The organism is Sphingomonas sp. BE138 (assembly GCF_031456125.1).
Lineage (GTDB): Bacteria > Pseudomonadota > Alphaproteobacteria > Sphingomonadales > Sphingomonadaceae > Sphingomonas.
In genome coordinates this window covers 1-15,141 of the sequence record NZ_JAVDUC010000037.1, presented here as the reverse complement: position 1 = coordinate 15,141, position 15,141 = coordinate 1, and the positions used below count along the sequence as shown (strand labels likewise).

The window sequence follows — 15,141 nt, the reverse complement described above, 5'->3', positions numbered from 1 at the left end:
CAGAGCGGCTGCCGTCCACTGTTTCGGGCGCAGATCCACTCTTTTCAGCTGCTGCTGTAGGTAGGATGGCGTCCACCATTTTAGGGAAACCTACACGAGGGCCGTTTTGGACGTCATCATCTTTCTATCGGGAAGAGGCTTTATCGCTAGAATGATTTGCCGGATATCCCCGCTCTACCGTATTCCCCAAACTTAGCTGTTTCCTAAAGGCTTTCATCTTCGCCACGTTCTCCCGATCTTGACGGTTTTACCCATCCCACCTATCTCGGAGCTATTCCGGTCTTTGAGGCTGGATCGTTCCAAGTGAGCTTTCGGGAAGTAACAGATCCAAAAAGAGAGCCCCGGCAGGATTGAGAACCGCGCCACGGACGCGAGCGACCCGACGAGGGTCCATGCGGGTGGTCAGGCGAGAAGCGGTTCCCGGACAGGCGATGGTAACAGGTCAAGCACCCGAGGAAGGAGCGCCGCATATGGCGAAGAGCATGGAAGTCGTCCCGTCGGGCGAGCTGCAGAAGCAGTTCGGCCGCTACTCCGATGAGGCGATGATCCGCCCGGTCGGGGTCAGCCGCAACGGACGCGTGCGCTTCGTCATGGTTCCTGTCGATGAATATGAGCGCCTGCGCCGTCGCGAACGCGTCGCCGGGCGCGTGGAGGATCTTGATGACGAAACCCTCGAAGCCATCCGCGCCGTCGAACCCGGCCGCGGCTCCGAAGCGGCCGAAAAAAGGCTCAACGCTTCCTGAGCCCGGCGAGGTTCTGAACTACAGCTACCTGTGGGAATACGAGTACGTCAAAGGCCGTGATGAAGGTATAAAAGACCGGCCAGTCGCGGTTGTCCTGGTCACCCGGACCAAGGACGGGATCGATCAGGTCCATGTCGTGCCGATGACCACCAAGCCCCCTGCCCGCGATCAGTTGGCGATTGAAGTGCCTGACGCCGCTCGGCGCGACCTCGGCCTCTCGGGTGATCGGTCGTGGATTGTTATCACCGAATGGAACCGCTTCTCCTGGCCGGGTTACGATATCCGGCCGGTCCCCGGTCGTGAGCCATCGGTCAGCTACGGCTATCTGCCCGCGAGCTTTTTCCGGCGCATCCGCGACGAGATCGTTGCAGCTGGTATTGGGCGTCCCGTTGACCGCGATGACTGGTAGTACCTTGGCGGGTCAAGAGAGACTTCGACCGCGGCCCAAGTCCAAGATCGTCACGATCCTATAAGGCGTTCGTGCTTTCAAGTATCACATAGAGGAAGCATGTGTGCAGGACCTGATTGAGCACCCTTCTCGGTATTTGGAGACGGTCGAGGAGATGCTAACCGCTGAGCGGATGAATCAGGCAGCAGACCTGGTGCGAGCTGCCACCTCAAGGAGGAGAACGCCAAGCTGAAGCGGTTGGTCGCTGACCTGAGCCTCGACAAGGCGATGTTGCAGGATGTTGTTTTGCGAAAGCTCTGAGGCCTGACCGGCGCCGACAACCCGTCGACGCCGTCAGGAGCGCATGGCAGGTCAGCATCAGGCGGGCCTGTGGAGTGCTTCGGGCGGAGCGGTCGAGCTACCACTATCGTGGGTGTCGCGCGGATCAGGCCGACCTGAAGAAGCGGATGAAGGAGATCGCCGAGACGCGGGTGCGTTACGGCTATCGCCGCATCCATGTGCTGCTCCGCCGGGAGGGCTGGGACGTGAATGCGAAGCGGATATACCGGCTTTACAGGAAAATGGGGCTGCAGCTGCGACACAAACCGCCGAAGCGTCGGGTGAAGGCGAAGCTGAGAGAAGGACGCTGCGCGGCGTCTTGTTCGAATGAGGTTTGGGCCATGGACTTCGTCCATGACCAGCTCGCGACGGGGCCGAAGCTGCGCATCCTGACGGTTGTAGACACCTTCAGTCGGTTCTCGCCGGCCATCGTCCCGCGGTTCAGCTTCCGGGCGCCGGACGTCGTGGAGGTGCTTGAACGGGTGTGCAGCGAGGTGGGCTATCCGGCGTCGATCCGGGTCAACTAGGGCAACGAGTTCGTCTCGCGCGAGTTGGACCTGTGGGCGTACACCCGCAACGTCACGCTCGACTTTAGCCGCCCTGGCAAGCCGACCGACAACGCGGTCATCGAGTCCTTCAACGGCAAGTTTCGGGCGGAGTGTCTGAACCAGGACTAATTCATGAGTCTCGACGACGCGGTCCAAAAATGCGAGGCTTGGCGCAGACATTACAACGAGGTGCGACCGCATAGCGCCATAGGCAACAAGACGCCGATATCGCTGGTGAACCGGTCAGCGGCACATGGCCCGCCGCTGACGGCAGATGCTGGATAACGGCCAGCTGAGTGGTCCAAGAAGGGGTAGCAGCTCAACGAGAGGCCGGTCTCTAGTTCCACCTTGATGAAGTGACGGGGGGCAGGTCACACGCTAGCGTTTCCCCAGCGCTTCCACCGGTTATAGAGCGTCTTGGTTGAGCCGTAGGCGGCTGGCGCATCGCGCCAGCGCAGCCCGTTGCGATCGACGAACACGATGCCGCTCAGCGCCCGCCGGTCGTCCACCCGAGGCTTTCCGTGGCTCCTAGGAAGGAACGGACGTAGCCGCTCCATCTTCTCTTCCGTCAGCCAGAACAGGTTGCTCATCACCAGGCTTCTTACGGAGCCTGAAGCAGATCGCCGCCGTCACATCAATGGGTCCTAGCCCTAAGGTATATTAGTTTGGGTTTGATCAGAAAAGCGAGATATCGCCTTACTAAAAAAAGAGGAATCTATATTTCCATGCTCTATTATCATTTTGTGGAGACTTTTACGAAGGCTTTCCCTATGTTTTATGGGTAAAGCCCCATGATGTGAAACATCGCTAGCAGATTGCTGACATTCGGCGCGGAAATGGGCAAATAATCGTTTTCGTGATGCAGTCAACTGCGGTTTGGCTCTGGCGGATTGTAGCGCCCTGCGCACGTCATCCAACTGCGGCCCACCAGCTTGATTTATGGGGATTCGGATATTTTTGAGAAAATCTAAGGCCGCTTGGGCTATTAACCAATCTTCCTCCGCACGGTGGGTTTTGATATATTTGGAGAACTCATTCCTTTCCATAGGTGCGACAAGGCCCAACTCTGACACTAAGCTAGTCATAAATGCGAAATTAGCATCTTGCCAGATATTTTGGATCTCCGTAGCGGTACGTTTGTCCGCGCGTGGAGTACCTAGCATGCTGGTGACTAAGCTGCTGATCGACCTTTTGATCGTTTTAATTTCGTCCCAAGACCATGCCGCATACCCAACAGCGTAATTACCGATAGATGGAAGCTCACACGCACCGCCGAAATCGAGAAATCGTCCTGTCACGTCGATGTTAGATGGTGACATACCGCCAAGACTCCAATTATGGAGAAGGGATTTGGCATAACGCGAAGACCATCTTTTATAGGTCTCCGCAATAGCATCTAGAAGGTCTCGGTTTCCATTTTGGCCAAGTAGACTACGCCAGCCAATTACTCGGTCGAGGTCCATGCGACGTTCAGTAGGATCAATTGGAATATAGGTGTTGGCAAGCTCTAGATGAGCCGGACGCGCAATGCGAGGGCGAACGATGAGCACGCGATACTCTCCCGGCGGATAGCTCCCTTCAGGCCAAGCTACGTATTTTCGTAAACCGATGACCGCGAGGACGGGCACAACCCCCTCTGGCAGCACCTTCTCCAAAGCTTGGTACATGATCACTTCACGCAGAGCCTCCTCAACAAAGGCGTACCCACTCGCATGCGCGAAGTCGGTCATGGGGCTAACAAGAGCGGATCTCCCAACGCCTTTGATATTGTAGGCCCCGAGGTTGACTGCACGACCGCTGCCACCATTCTTCCCCATGCCATCTCCTCCATAACGGTCAAAATAACCCGTCGCGCTAGCGGTCGCCGCATCGGATACATAGAGATAGGCGCAATTATTCAGGATATGCGATCTATATAGGGATAGATCAGAACCACATTGTTCGTGAAAGGACCGATCAATCAGCGAGGCCCTCGGATTGATCCATAGTATCTCTGCATCATTTTCTTTCACTAGCTTGGCTGATATAGAAGCAAACGGTTCATCCATGTGGGCAACTATCGTGGCCTGAAGATCAATCATGCTTTGGTCTCACAAAAATCCGGCCTCACCCATCCCCTCGGAGGAGACATGCTCTGGGAAACCGGAACCGGAGAAATGGCGCCGATAACGAAAGCTGCGTCCTCTTCTCGCATCAATACTTTCGTCTTGCGGCACCGACTTGCTATATCCGACATCGCAGCGACACTGGTTTTTGGATCTCCAGCCACGAGATAGAATGCGAGCGTGTCGCCATGGTGCGCTCGTTCGAGATCGATCACCAAAGGATCTCGCACGCGACCTCCGTCCAGCTCCAAGTCGGCTGTCGTCGTGAGGCCCCAGACAATCAGCGAGGCCGATCCGTCATCTCGATAAATCTTGAGATGACCTGCATCTGTAATCGACATGATTAATTGCATCATAAGAACGAGACATGGCCAGCCTTCAGGCCTCCAGCGATGCAAAGTTTCCAAAATGTCACCCAACTCCCGGGTGCCTGATGCGAGGTGGCGCAGGTCGAATATGTGGATGGGATCGTGTCGCTGCGGGAGGTTTCCGTACCTTCGAATTAAATCCCGCTCGACGGTCCGCGTCGCAAGCTCTCCTTGAACCACATGGTACATCGAATCTGATTTAGCCGCTTTGAACTTGACCAATTTCGGTAGGCGATCTGTGGTCCATGCGTGAATTACGGCAGATGGATCTGCTTCGCAGCAGCACACATCAGCAACGTAGCGAATAGAGCCGGGGGTTCGCTCCAAACGGAGGATGCCCAACTCAGTCCGAGACGGGCTGCCACACTCCACGTCGGCGACATAGGCAGTAGGACGCCCAAACAGATCTGCATAAACTGTCAGGCAATCCGCGTCGTAGAGGTCGCCTAAAAAGGACAACAAAGATGCGCTACCGACGTCCCATTTCTGGTTTGAGTCCGCTGCTATAGACATAGCCGCACCAAGCACACTCAGTCGAATCAATTCGCTAGGGGTATTGACCTCAGCGAACTCTTCAATCGTCACTCTGATGTCGTGAAACACAACTTAATCCTTGTGAGAGAGGTCGGCGTGTAGCCGACCCTTGTCAAGCCTATACCGAGCGGTAGCGTGCCGGAGGGTTTCTTCTCTATGCGCCACGGTTACTCTCGTAACAGCAAGACTCTCTAGGGATTTTGCTATCACAGCCTCATGCCGTGAATCGAGGTGTGAGGTTCCCTCATCCATAACGAGCAAGGTAGGCCGCCTATAAAGAGCTCTGGCAATCAGTATTCGTTGGCGCTGACCACTAGATAACGTTGAACCCATATCGCCAACAAGTGTATTGTACCTCATTGGCATGACTTCGATATCGCGATCGATGGCGGCTAACTTGGCCGAGTGCTCTACGCGGTCGAAGTCAGGTTCCTCGTCAAACATCGAGATATTTTCTGCAAGGGTGCCTGTGAACAATGTGTCGTCCTGCACGACCGCCGAAACAATCTTGTGGTACTGTCGCACGCTATACTCGTGCAGAGATAGGCCGTCGATCCGGACTTCGCCTTCGGTTGGCTCGACTAGTCCCAGTAGAATGCGAATTAAGGTAGATTTACCGCCACCCGATTCGCCGGTGATCGCCACATGATCGCCAAACGGGATAGTCAAATTAATGCCTTGAAGGACGTAGGGGTCGGTAGGCGAGTACCGGTACGACACACCCTCTAATGTGATCTTTTCGAACGGCCCACTATCCCGTGGCAGCCCATGATCCGCCAAACTCAAATCTTCATCTTCAAGTACCACGTCTCCGATTCTGTCGAGATAAAGCTTGAGAAGGCGGACTTGTACAATCTGATCTATCAGGGACTTGGTCTTCGCCACAAACATCGCCTTCAGGGCGAAAAACGCGAAGACCATTCCTGCCGTTAAGGATCCGCCAATCACGAAAACCATCGCCAGCCAAACGCTCATCACGTTCTCAATGCCGCTGATGATCCCAACTGCAGCATCACCTTGGCTGCGAAGCGTTCCGGCTAGAGTTCGGGCATTGACTACATCGCTGCGATGGTTTTGCCAGATGGACTGACGTTCCCGCTCCTTGCCGAGCATCCGTATCGATGTGATACCACGAAGACACTCGATGACTGTGGTTTGTTCTTTGGCATATGCCTCAATAACGGTCTGCTCTGCGGCAATTTGCCGCCCAGAAAGCCACCCTTTTATCGCAAGGTCCAGCCCTACGCCTATGGCGACAATTGCCGTGAGGCCAACGGAATAGGCCCCCATGACCGTCAAAGTGATGACAGCGAAAATTCCGTCGACAATGGTGAGGGTCGCCCCGCGGGTAAGAGTGTCCTGAATCGGGTCTACCGCGTTCACCCGACCGACTATGTCGCCAAGCATCCGGCGCTGGAACCATGCAACGGGAAGCCGGAGCATATGCCGGGCTAAATTGGCCGTTAGACTGAAGCCCACCTGTGATCCCGCTCGGACAAGAATGATCGAGCGTAGGAGGGTGACAGCGCCTTGAATAACTATCAGCGATATGAAAACCATCCCAAGTTGGGTCAACAGACTTATGTCCGCAGCCGGTACGACGTTATCGATACCGATCTGAAGATAATATGGCGCAGCAAGTCCGAGCAGCTCGATCACCGTGCTAAGCACTAGGATTTGTGCGGCCGTTCTCTTGATACCATGTATCCGACTCCACAGCTGAAACAGCTTGAGACGCGGACGTGAGGGTGGCGCTCGAAAGGAGTCCGTCGGACGAAACTCTAACGCGACACCTGTAAAATGCTGCGAGAGCGTCTTCTCAGTGATCCAGGATGTACCAAGCCCCGGATCATGGATATGGTATTTGCTTCCGTTGACTCTTTCTAGAACCACATAATGATTCATATCCCAATGCAAAATGGCAGGGAGGTCTAGATCTCTAAGTTCATTGAGCGGAAGCTGAATTGCCCGCGGAATGAGTCCTAATGAGTTAGAGGCTTCCATAATATTACGTAAGGACGTTCCTCGCAGCGATGGTGCGAAACGAACCCTCATCGCGGGGAGATCTGTGGATGCGCCATGAAAGTTGACGATCATCGTAAGGCAGGCTAGGCCGCACTCAGCTACCTCACTTTGCTTGACTAGAGAAATCTTTTTCGTCGGCATCGTCTAGTTAGCCCCCCGTCCAGAAAAGGACTGAAGAAACCAATTTGCAATCGTTAAGCGATCAGTGACGACTGCGGCAGATCCTGACATGTTTGCCCGCAGGGTGCGTAGTATCCGTGGAGACGAGCGACGAAAGTCGACAGCGCAGTAGGCCATGTAATATTCGGACGCGCCAGGATCTGTTGAGCTGAGCGTAGTAGTGCTTGCAATGCTGATGACGTTGGCACGCAACGTGCCATACGTAACAGATGGCATGGCGTCGACCGACATTCGGACGGACTGCCCTGGCTTCACTCGTGTGATCGATCGCGAGGGTACTTTCAGGGCAATGACCGGTCTACTCCTATCAGGAATAATATCGATAATAGTAGCTCCGGCCTTGATCGCTTCCCCTTCACGATACCGAACGTTCCCTACAGTACCTGCAACCGTGGTACGCAGCGCGTAAGATCCTGTCAGGGAATTTTTTAGCACTTGTTGAGTTAAATCTTCACGCCGCGCGCGTAAGACTGCGGCGCTGTCGTCTGCTTCAAGGCGGGACAACTGCTCGTCAGCGGGAACACTGTTAAGCGACTGCTCTTTTTCCGAGAGAGCTGACGCGATCTCCGCTGCACGTTGCTGCCGAAGCAACACACTTTCGCGCAGCCCATCGATATAGGAGGTAGTAACGTAACCCTTTGCGCTCAGGCCTTCCGCACGGGCCAACGATTTTTGGCCCTGCGTAATAAGTTCTTTCTGGAGCTTAGCTTGCTGACGAAGGCTTGCAATGGTCGCGACCAGAGACCTGCGAGCGTTACCGGTCCGTGCGTCGTTGTTTTTGACCTTAGCCTGAACGAGCTGAAGCTGATAATTTACCTCGCGGAGTTGCCTTTGCAGCGCCTTCTCCGTCTCACGTTCGTTGCTCACTCCCAACGGCGAGGTTTCATCGGTACTCACGATCGCGATGACTTCCCCTCGTTCCGCGCGCCCGCCCTGTGCGGCGACCAGCCGCGTTAGCGTTCCACCGCGAGGAGCTACGAGCGAAGATATTCCACGGTCAGGCAGGATCACAGCATTGACCGACACGACTCGCGACAACGGAACAGTGAAAGCGAAGATGAAAAGTCCGCCAGCGATGACGCTCAAAATGAGGAAAACGATGTTCCAAGACACCGGGTTGAAGAGGTGCACGTCGCCTTTGAGACGCATTGTGCTTGATTGCCCAGCCTCGCGACGGGTGAGTGAGTCACTCACGAACGTATCCGAAAGAACGGGGTGAACCACGATGGCACGAGTTGTCTGACACCGGTCGCCTCGCGTTATCGATCAACCACGGCCAAACCTTCGTGGTTGTTGGCGTGGACGAGCGCTTCGGCCGCGGCAATCTCATGCTTACGACCCTCATACATTTCCACAAAACTGCTTGCCGACAAATTGCTGCTGCCTGGAACATAGCGATGCTGAGCATTACCAGAGGCAAGAAGCTGGGCCATGCGATCGAGCAATCGAGCCTCTGGATTGTAAAGATCTACCCAAAGCCAATTACCCATATGGTTGATCTCAAGAAAGATCCAACGCCCATCCAAATCTACTATGAAGTCAATAGTACAGAATATAAGGCCTAGAGTGTCACACACAGAGCGCAGGTTTTTTAAAATCCCCTCTGGGATCTCAACAGTCACGTGACCGAAATCACGCCAATTTTTGTGGAGCCTGAAATCAAGCTTGCCTCCCGCCGTAGCTTGAGAGTCAATCTTTACAGCCACAAAATCGAGCCCTATCTTGGTTATCCGTACCTCATATTGCTTCTTGATTTCGGGCTGAAGAATTACCGGATCTGAGCGCAGGTCGACTCCTTCTAGGTCGTCAAGCTCCAAAATCGTTGTTGTGAAAACAAAGGGAGCGCCATCTCCGCTATCCCAAGTCTGCATGTTCAACGGTTTAGCAATGCATCCTCCCGAAGGAATACTTTCTACGAAATCGCGAATCTGATCCGGATCGTTTGTGACCATCGTTTCTGGTATCGTTAGCCCGTGTGCTGCGGCCAGCCACAAATGATAGCATTTAAGTGCTCGCCCAGTTCGGCGATCAGGGGGGTTCAAACAGAGAGGAACTTCTCTCTGAACTACAAGCTCAAGCGCAGGCACAACCGATTGCCAGTCATCGGTAGCCAGAAGCTTGTCGCCCTCACCGAGGTCCGCCCGTAACGTAGGACGTTTTGTACGCCTAAACCACGCGGACCGAAAGTTGGATGGCTCGCACCATTCCACGGAAGGGCTATCCCACCCACGTGAGCACTGAAACGATAATTCAAAAGGCCGAGCGTCACCTCCGTTGAACTTAATGGCAGCCCGCTCAGGCAAATCCGTGGTGAAAAAGTAACGAACGTCAACATCAAGGTGGCGCAATGCCCATCCTACAGCATAGCCATGGACGTCCTGAGGCATAGCAAAAATCAAGCAGCCGTCATTGCAACTCATCAATCACCCATAGAATGATGGGCCGCGCTATTCAGCGCGACCCACGTTACTTACCTCTCGCCGCCAGATCCGCCCGTGTCGTCAGAGTCGGTCGTGTCACCGCCGCTGGGCCCAACATTGTTCGGCGACGAGGTCAAGGTTGCCGCACCGGCAATGGCGTCGAGTTCGTTCATTGGAAGTTCACGAGCAAGCTTCCGACCGAGAATACGTCCATCCATGATGACTCTCCGTATGATCGCGGCCGGTCTTCGGCCGCATGTCCTGATTAGGGTATGGAAATCGTCAGATCAATTGCGTTAGCTGCAAACAGGCAATCGGAGTTCATTCTCGGTTGAACCGATGCTACCACCGCCTCGGCCACGTTTTTCAGCGCCCCGGAGTATCCTGTCGGCGTTCAATGAATGCCGAGTTGGGAACCATGCACAAACAAGAAGGTCTCTCCACGCGGGATCGCGAGGTACGCCAGCGGAGTGAGAACGAGTTCCGCCTGTCCCGCGCCCACCCTCGTGACCCTGCGGGGTAAAAAGCAGAGGTTGGGCTCGGAAGCGTACTCGCATTGTGATAATGCGCCGTTATGCACTGCCCCCGATGGGCGATAAACTTGCTTCTAGCTGAGGCCTTTGATGAGAGTAATAGGATCTTCCGCGACGGCAAATATAAACATCGATACCGGCTCCAGCCTTTTCGATAGGTTCGGTCCCTTTCCACGCTTATGCTCTCCACCACAAGGCAGCCTTGCCTTGACTTATAATAAATCTGTGCCTTATCAGGAGGAGGTGGCTTTGTGAGTAATCTTATCGCGCCGCGATTTACGATCATGGACATTCGGGTCGTGCGTCAGCTCATTTATAATTTCCTTTTTTGCTTTGCTTGTGTCCTGGTTGCTGGGCAATCTTACGCGCAATCTGGGACTATCGCTGCCCAACCTGAAGAGCGGGTATGGGCGATAAAGGCGGGGAGTGTCACATTGATGACCTTCAGTCTATCTTTACATGATGATAAATGGGTCGCTATTTGGCGGCAGCCCATGTCTTATAATTTGGTTGATGAACACATCTCTGGAGTAAAGGGTCCGCCTGTAAGCCGCGTGGCGCGGACGGTACAATTTCTTGGGCACAAGGTAAGAATGACTTTCGCAAGCCCCTTTCCAAATGGTGCCGACGACGAATTCGTAATATCTGGCGATGGCCATGGAGATGCAACACTCGAGTGGAACGCCTACAATGGCGTTACATTCCTCCTAGAGGACCGTGCGGCGCAGGCTTTTGGCTATGGGTGGAGTGATGGTGACAGCTACACACTTCTCGTACGCAGGCCTGTCAACTCGGAGCTGACCTCGATGTATAGCAATGATCAAAGTGCGCGGGTTGAACCTAGTAAAATCGATTGGACTGCCTTGAGACTAGCTGACGCCAAGCGGCGTGAGCGGGTACAGCAACTTTTAAATGAAAAAAAGCTTTCTGCTGGTATCGATTATTATCATGCAGCATACATATTTCAACATGGCTACTCACCCGACGATTACCTGAAGGCCCATGTTTTAGCTTTAATTGCAATGGCGCGTGGCTACAACGCCGCTTGGATCGCCGCTGCAACGCTCGATCGATATCTGCAATCCGCTGGCCATCCCCAGGTTCTTGGAACCCAGTTTAAGCAAGAGGCGAATAAGGCCTACACGCAGGAGCCTTTCGATCGGTCGCTTTTGAGTGACGCCGAGAGGCAAGCGGTTCACGTTCCAGTCCTAGCCGATCAAGAGAAAGAGCGAAAGGCTTTAAGCTCGTCGAAATAAGTAGGCCAGCGGTGGCGGAGAAGTAGGTGATGAGCTATCGACCTTACTAGATTTTCAATTCAAATGAGCGGACGTTTTGTTTAGTCAACAGAGCTTGGCTATGGATAGGCTCGTCGTGTTAAAGTTGGCTCAGCCTGAGGCAGGGGCGCCTGCTCAAGACGGAGAAAACCTATTGGATAGTAGCTTATTGAACATCCTAGCATAGCCTTCGTTTTCGGTCCGGTCCTTATGCCGGCGCATGGCCGCGCGTTGGATAGTTATCCAGTCTCCACTCAAACGCACTGCTAGGGCGCGATCTAGCGCGGAGAGAAACGAAGTTGGATTCGATGAGGTGAACAGAAAACCTGTCACACCGTCCTCGACCGTGTCGGGCAATCCGCCAGCGTTTGAAACTATTGGTACGCAACCATAAAGCTGCGCCTGTTGTTGAGAAAGGCCGCTCGGTTCGGTCAGGGACGGCATTAAAAGTATGTCAGAGCCGGCAAGAACCAAGCGCGCACTGTCTTCATTATATGGCGTGATGATAGCGACGCGATCAGGAAACCTTGCAGCAAAAGATCGAAAGCCATTTAACAGCTTTGGATCGCCGTCCCCCACTATCAGAATTCGACACTCACGTTCTAGTATGCTCTCCATACGACGAATTAAGAAGCTAAATCCCTTTGGCTTCGTGATTCGACTCACAGTGCATAAAATTGCATCGCTACTGCTTGTCCACCCGAGGCGGGACTCCAGCTCCTGCTTGTTGATCGACCTCCGCTCGACTGAATTATGGTCAAAGCGGGCTGGAACACTAAGATCTTTTGCCGGGGACCATGCATTTAGATCAGGCCAATTTGGCACGGCGTCGAGCCGTGCCGCATCCAATGGATCTGATATGTACCACCAGTTGAACCGACCACGCTTTTTTATCTCGGTCTCATATCCCTTGCTAACCGTTACAATCTTATCTGCTAAATGCAATCCAACTTGAAGAAAGCTGACGCCGCCAAATAATTGGCCAATTTTTAGATATCTCTCGTTCAAGCCAATACTTTTTGCGTCATTAACCGATATTCGACCCTGGAACATGAAGTTATGGACTGTCAGCACAGTCCTTGCTCGACACCGCTCTTCCAACCATGCCGGAGTTAGTGCTGTATGCCAATCATGAAGGTGAAGGATTTCCGGTGGATCGAATGAAGTCGATCCGTTCGCAATATTTGCGGCCACGTTTCCGAGCACCGCAAAACGTTTAGCCATGTCCGGCCACTCGATTCCTTGGTCACTGCGGTACGGATCTCCTGAGCGGTTAAAAAGTGAATCCGAGCGCGCCACGATAATCCTTAAACCCTCGTATCTATGTTCCTCAAGTGACACGGGATAACCGAACGTCATAATGGCGTACTGAGATTCGACTTTGCCGTCGAATGTGCGAACCACGCTGCGGTACCCTGGGAGAAGCACGCTAACGTCGAAGCCACGGCTAGATAGTGAATTGGCAATCGCACGTACCATGTCGCCCAAGCCACCTGTCTTGACTATCGGGCTTAGCTCTGCGGTCACGATCAACACCCGTGGTCGTACGGCGCCGACCATTGGATCGATAGCAGGCACAAGCTTAGACACAGGTATCTCCCTATCCTGAGGCGAGCCTGCCCCACCCCATTAGATGCGGCAACAACAAACATGGGGTAATCGCGGGAGCCGACGGATCGCCAGCCTGGCCAGCGTCCAGCCGTTCTGCGGTCTGTCCGCCGATGCACTGCCGACCAGCCATACGATGGTGCCCGCGGCCCTGGAGAGCGTGCGTCGGCCCCGTGGCACCGCGCAGCGGGCAGACAGCTCCTTTGCGCCTCGGGGCCGTGCTCAGTCCCAGGTCAGGGTGCCACGCTGACCGCGTTCCTGGCGGCCTGTTGCGGCGATCTGCAGAGCCTGCGCGATGCCGCGCTGCTCTCTGGTTAGGTATCATGCAGGCCTGCGGGTCAGCTAGCTCCTCGTGATCGAAGAGGCAAATCGATTGGCCCGACGACGGTTCGGCGCTGCTTTTCATCCCCTCGTCAAAAACCGATCCGGTGGTAAGGCGCCTGAGCATGGCTCTTGCCCGACAGCATGCGCCGAGTTGGTGCCTGGCTCCAGGCGATTGATATCCGCAGCGGCCCGATTTTCCAGGGGGTCGGGATCGACCGCCAGTGCGCGCGCGGCGATCCCGCCGGTGGCCTAAGATGCCATTCGTGGCAACAGCCGCCATTGGAAAGAACAGTTGTGCGGCGCGCCGGCACAGCAGTCGCGTGTCGCCAGATCGTCGCTGCCGCCGAGAGCATAGGGAATAACATGCTCGATTGACGGATTAACCGGTCCGATCGCCTCTTCGCGCGGGATCAGCTCCTTCATGCAATAAATACAGCGGTGCATCGAATGAATGTTGTCTTCCTGGGCCCTCCTTCAAAGTCGATTCTTAAGGAAAGAGCGGGTCGGGCCTCCGACGACCAAACGTTCAGCGCGGTGCGGTGCGGTGCGGTTAGGGAATACCTCTGAAAGACCGGAGCGCGCCCGGTCTTTTTTCCGTCAAACGCGCTCTCAAAAAAGACTGGACATAACAAGACCGTTCATAAAGGACTGAAGCATGTTCGTCCGGGCTTATCTCCGCGCATCGACCGCTGAACAGGATGCGACCCGCGCTCGCGCAGCGCTGGATGCGTTCGCCGCCCTCACATGGGTTCCGTATCGCATCGCGCTATGTTGAACACGAGAGCGGCACCCGCCTCGCCCGGCCGGAGCTTTTTCGACTACTGGACGATTGCGGCCCCGGTGACGTGTTGCTGGTCGAGCAGGTCGACCGTCTATCGCGCCTCAGCTCGGCCGATTGGAGCAAGTTGCGATCGGAAATCGAGGCACGCCAGGTTCGGATCGTGTCACTCGATCTGCCAACCTCCTGGAACCTTATCGCTACCCCCGACGACTTTACAGCTCGGATGTTCGCCGCGGTAAATGCAGTGATGCTCGACGTCCTCGCCGCGGTCGCTCGCAAGGATTATGATGATCGTCGGCGCCGGCAAGCCGAAGGCGTCAGCCGAGCTCGAACCGCAGGCCTCTACAAAGGCCGCGTTGAGAACACTGCCCGCAACGCCGCGATCGCCCGGTCACTGAAGGATGGGCAGAGCTGGCGCGAGATCATGATCGGCACGGGCTGCAGTCGGACGTTGCTCGCTAAGATTGCTCGCCGCCTGAAGAACGAACGGTCGGGCGACGCCAGCGGCACTGATCCGTGCGCTGTCGAGGACATCGCCTGAGCGCCAGCAATTCGGGCTTCCCCTGCCCTTCCAACCGGCCAAGCCGCTCTGCCGTAGCGTAGACGCCGTCGTCAGGCGCGTTTTCCCAAGGCTTTAACAAAAATCCTTCTGGCTAACGATCCAACAGTCGTTACGGACGTTATCAATATCGCTGAGCTGATTTCCCAGATACGGTAGACGGCGCAGCAGATTCTGTCTTTTGGCAGTATTTGGGAGGCGTCGGTTAACCATGACGGACAAGGAACTGCTTCGCGGTCTTGAGGAGCATCACCGAGTCATCCGGGTTGGCCTCGCGTTAATTCAGAGTCACTGCGCAACCGACTGCGCGAACATTGCCGGTCGTGTCCGTCAACGTGGTGTAATTTCGGGTGTGCCACCTGGCCGCATCGTTCAGGCGGCCTTGGGTGTAATCTGTAGCGGTGGCACCTCC

Annotated in this window: 12 protein-coding genes and 2 pseudogenes; 6 read left to right on the top strand and 8 right to left on the bottom strand. The window is 54.9% G+C overall.

The features are described from left to right. The first annotated feature begins 470 nt into the window (after positions 1-470). From J2Y58_RS19835 to J2Y58_RS19825, 3 genes and pseudogenes are all read left to right on the top strand, one after another. Positions 471-743, top strand: a complete 273-nt coding sequence (locus J2Y58_RS19835; protein ID WP_310107042.1) for a type II toxin-antitoxin system Phd/YefM family antitoxin — start codon at positions 471-473, stop codon at positions 741-743. Continuing rightward, positions 661-1,152: a hypothetical protein gene (locus tag J2Y58_RS19830; RefSeq protein WP_310107040.1), complete on the top strand. Its 492-nt coding sequence runs from the start codon at positions 661-663 to the stop codon at positions 1,150-1,152. Before J2Y58_RS19835 ends, J2Y58_RS19830 begins: the two co-directional genes overlap by 83 nt. A gap of 207 nt (positions 1,153-1,359) precedes the next feature. After that, positions 1,360-2,303 (top strand): annotated as a pseudogene (locus J2Y58_RS19825) (IS3 family transposase); the annotation flags it as partial. An 89-nt stretch (positions 2,304-2,392) separates the two neighbouring features. On the opposite strand, the pseudogene J2Y58_RS19820 reads toward J2Y58_RS19825, so the two are convergent. The 6 genes and pseudogenes from J2Y58_RS19820 to J2Y58_RS19795 all read right to left on the bottom strand — a co-directional run. Then, a pseudogene (locus J2Y58_RS19820) lies at positions 2,393-2,608 on the bottom strand (transposase); the annotation flags it as partial. A 60-nt stretch (positions 2,609-2,668) separates the two neighbouring features. Next, the gene (locus J2Y58_RS19815) at positions 2,669-4,099 is read right to left on the bottom strand and encodes a hypothetical protein (protein WP_310107038.1); all 1,431 of its coding nucleotides are present in this window, start codon (positions 4,097-4,099) and stop codon (positions 2,669-2,671) included. Continuing rightward, positions 4,096-5,094 (bottom strand): hypothetical protein, encoded by a 999-nt coding sequence (locus J2Y58_RS19810; protein WP_310107036.1) that lies wholly within the window; start codon positions 5,092-5,094, stop codon positions 4,096-4,098. Before J2Y58_RS19810 ends, J2Y58_RS19815 begins: the two co-directional genes overlap by 4 nt. A 3-nt stretch (positions 5,095-5,097) precedes the next feature. Further along, a complete protein-coding gene (locus J2Y58_RS19805; RefSeq protein ID WP_405053146.1) occupies positions 5,098-7,191 on the bottom strand; it encodes a peptidase domain-containing ABC transporter in 2,094 nt (697 codons plus the stop codon). A gap of 3 nt (positions 7,192-7,194) precedes the next feature. After that, the gene (locus J2Y58_RS19800) at positions 7,195-8,424 is read right to left on the bottom strand and encodes an HlyD family efflux transporter periplasmic adaptor subunit (protein WP_310107034.1); all 1,230 of its coding nucleotides are present in this window, start codon (positions 8,422-8,424) and stop codon (positions 7,195-7,197) included. Between the two features lie 65 nt (positions 8,425-8,489). Beyond that, on the bottom strand, positions 8,490-9,182 hold the full coding sequence (locus J2Y58_RS19795) for a hypothetical protein (protein WP_310107033.1): 693 nt from the start codon (positions 9,180-9,182) through the stop codon (positions 8,490-8,492). A 1,252-nt stretch (positions 9,183-10,434) separates the two neighbouring features. Between J2Y58_RS19795 and J2Y58_RS19790 the strand changes: the two genes are divergently transcribed. Further along, entirely contained in the window at positions 10,435-11,439 is a 1,005-nt protein-coding gene (locus J2Y58_RS19790) for a hypothetical protein (RefSeq protein ID WP_310107031.1), read from the top strand. Positions 11,440-11,592: 153 nt separating this feature from the next. On the opposite strand, the gene J2Y58_RS19785 is transcribed toward J2Y58_RS19790, so the two are convergent. Further along, positions 11,593-13,047, bottom strand: coding sequence for a glycogen/starch synthase (locus J2Y58_RS19785; RefSeq protein ID WP_310107029.1), 1,455 nt, complete (start codon positions 13,045-13,047; stop codon positions 11,593-11,595). A gap of 591 nt (positions 13,048-13,638) precedes the next feature. Next, complete coding sequence (locus J2Y58_RS19780; RefSeq protein ID WP_310107028.1) at positions 13,639-13,812, bottom strand: hypothetical protein; 174 nt, start codon at positions 13,810-13,812, stop codon at positions 13,639-13,641. 275 nt (positions 13,813-14,087) lie between these two features. Between J2Y58_RS19780 and J2Y58_RS19775 the strand changes: the two genes are divergently transcribed. Further along, positions 14,088-14,711 (top strand): recombinase family protein, encoded by a 624-nt coding sequence (locus tag J2Y58_RS19775; protein ID WP_310107026.1) that lies wholly within the window; start codon positions 14,088-14,090, stop codon positions 14,709-14,711. Positions 14,712-14,940: 229 nt separating this feature from the next. Then, positions 14,941-15,141: hypothetical protein (locus J2Y58_RS19770; RefSeq protein ID WP_310107025.1), on the top strand; the 201-nt coding region annotated here is incomplete at its 3' end.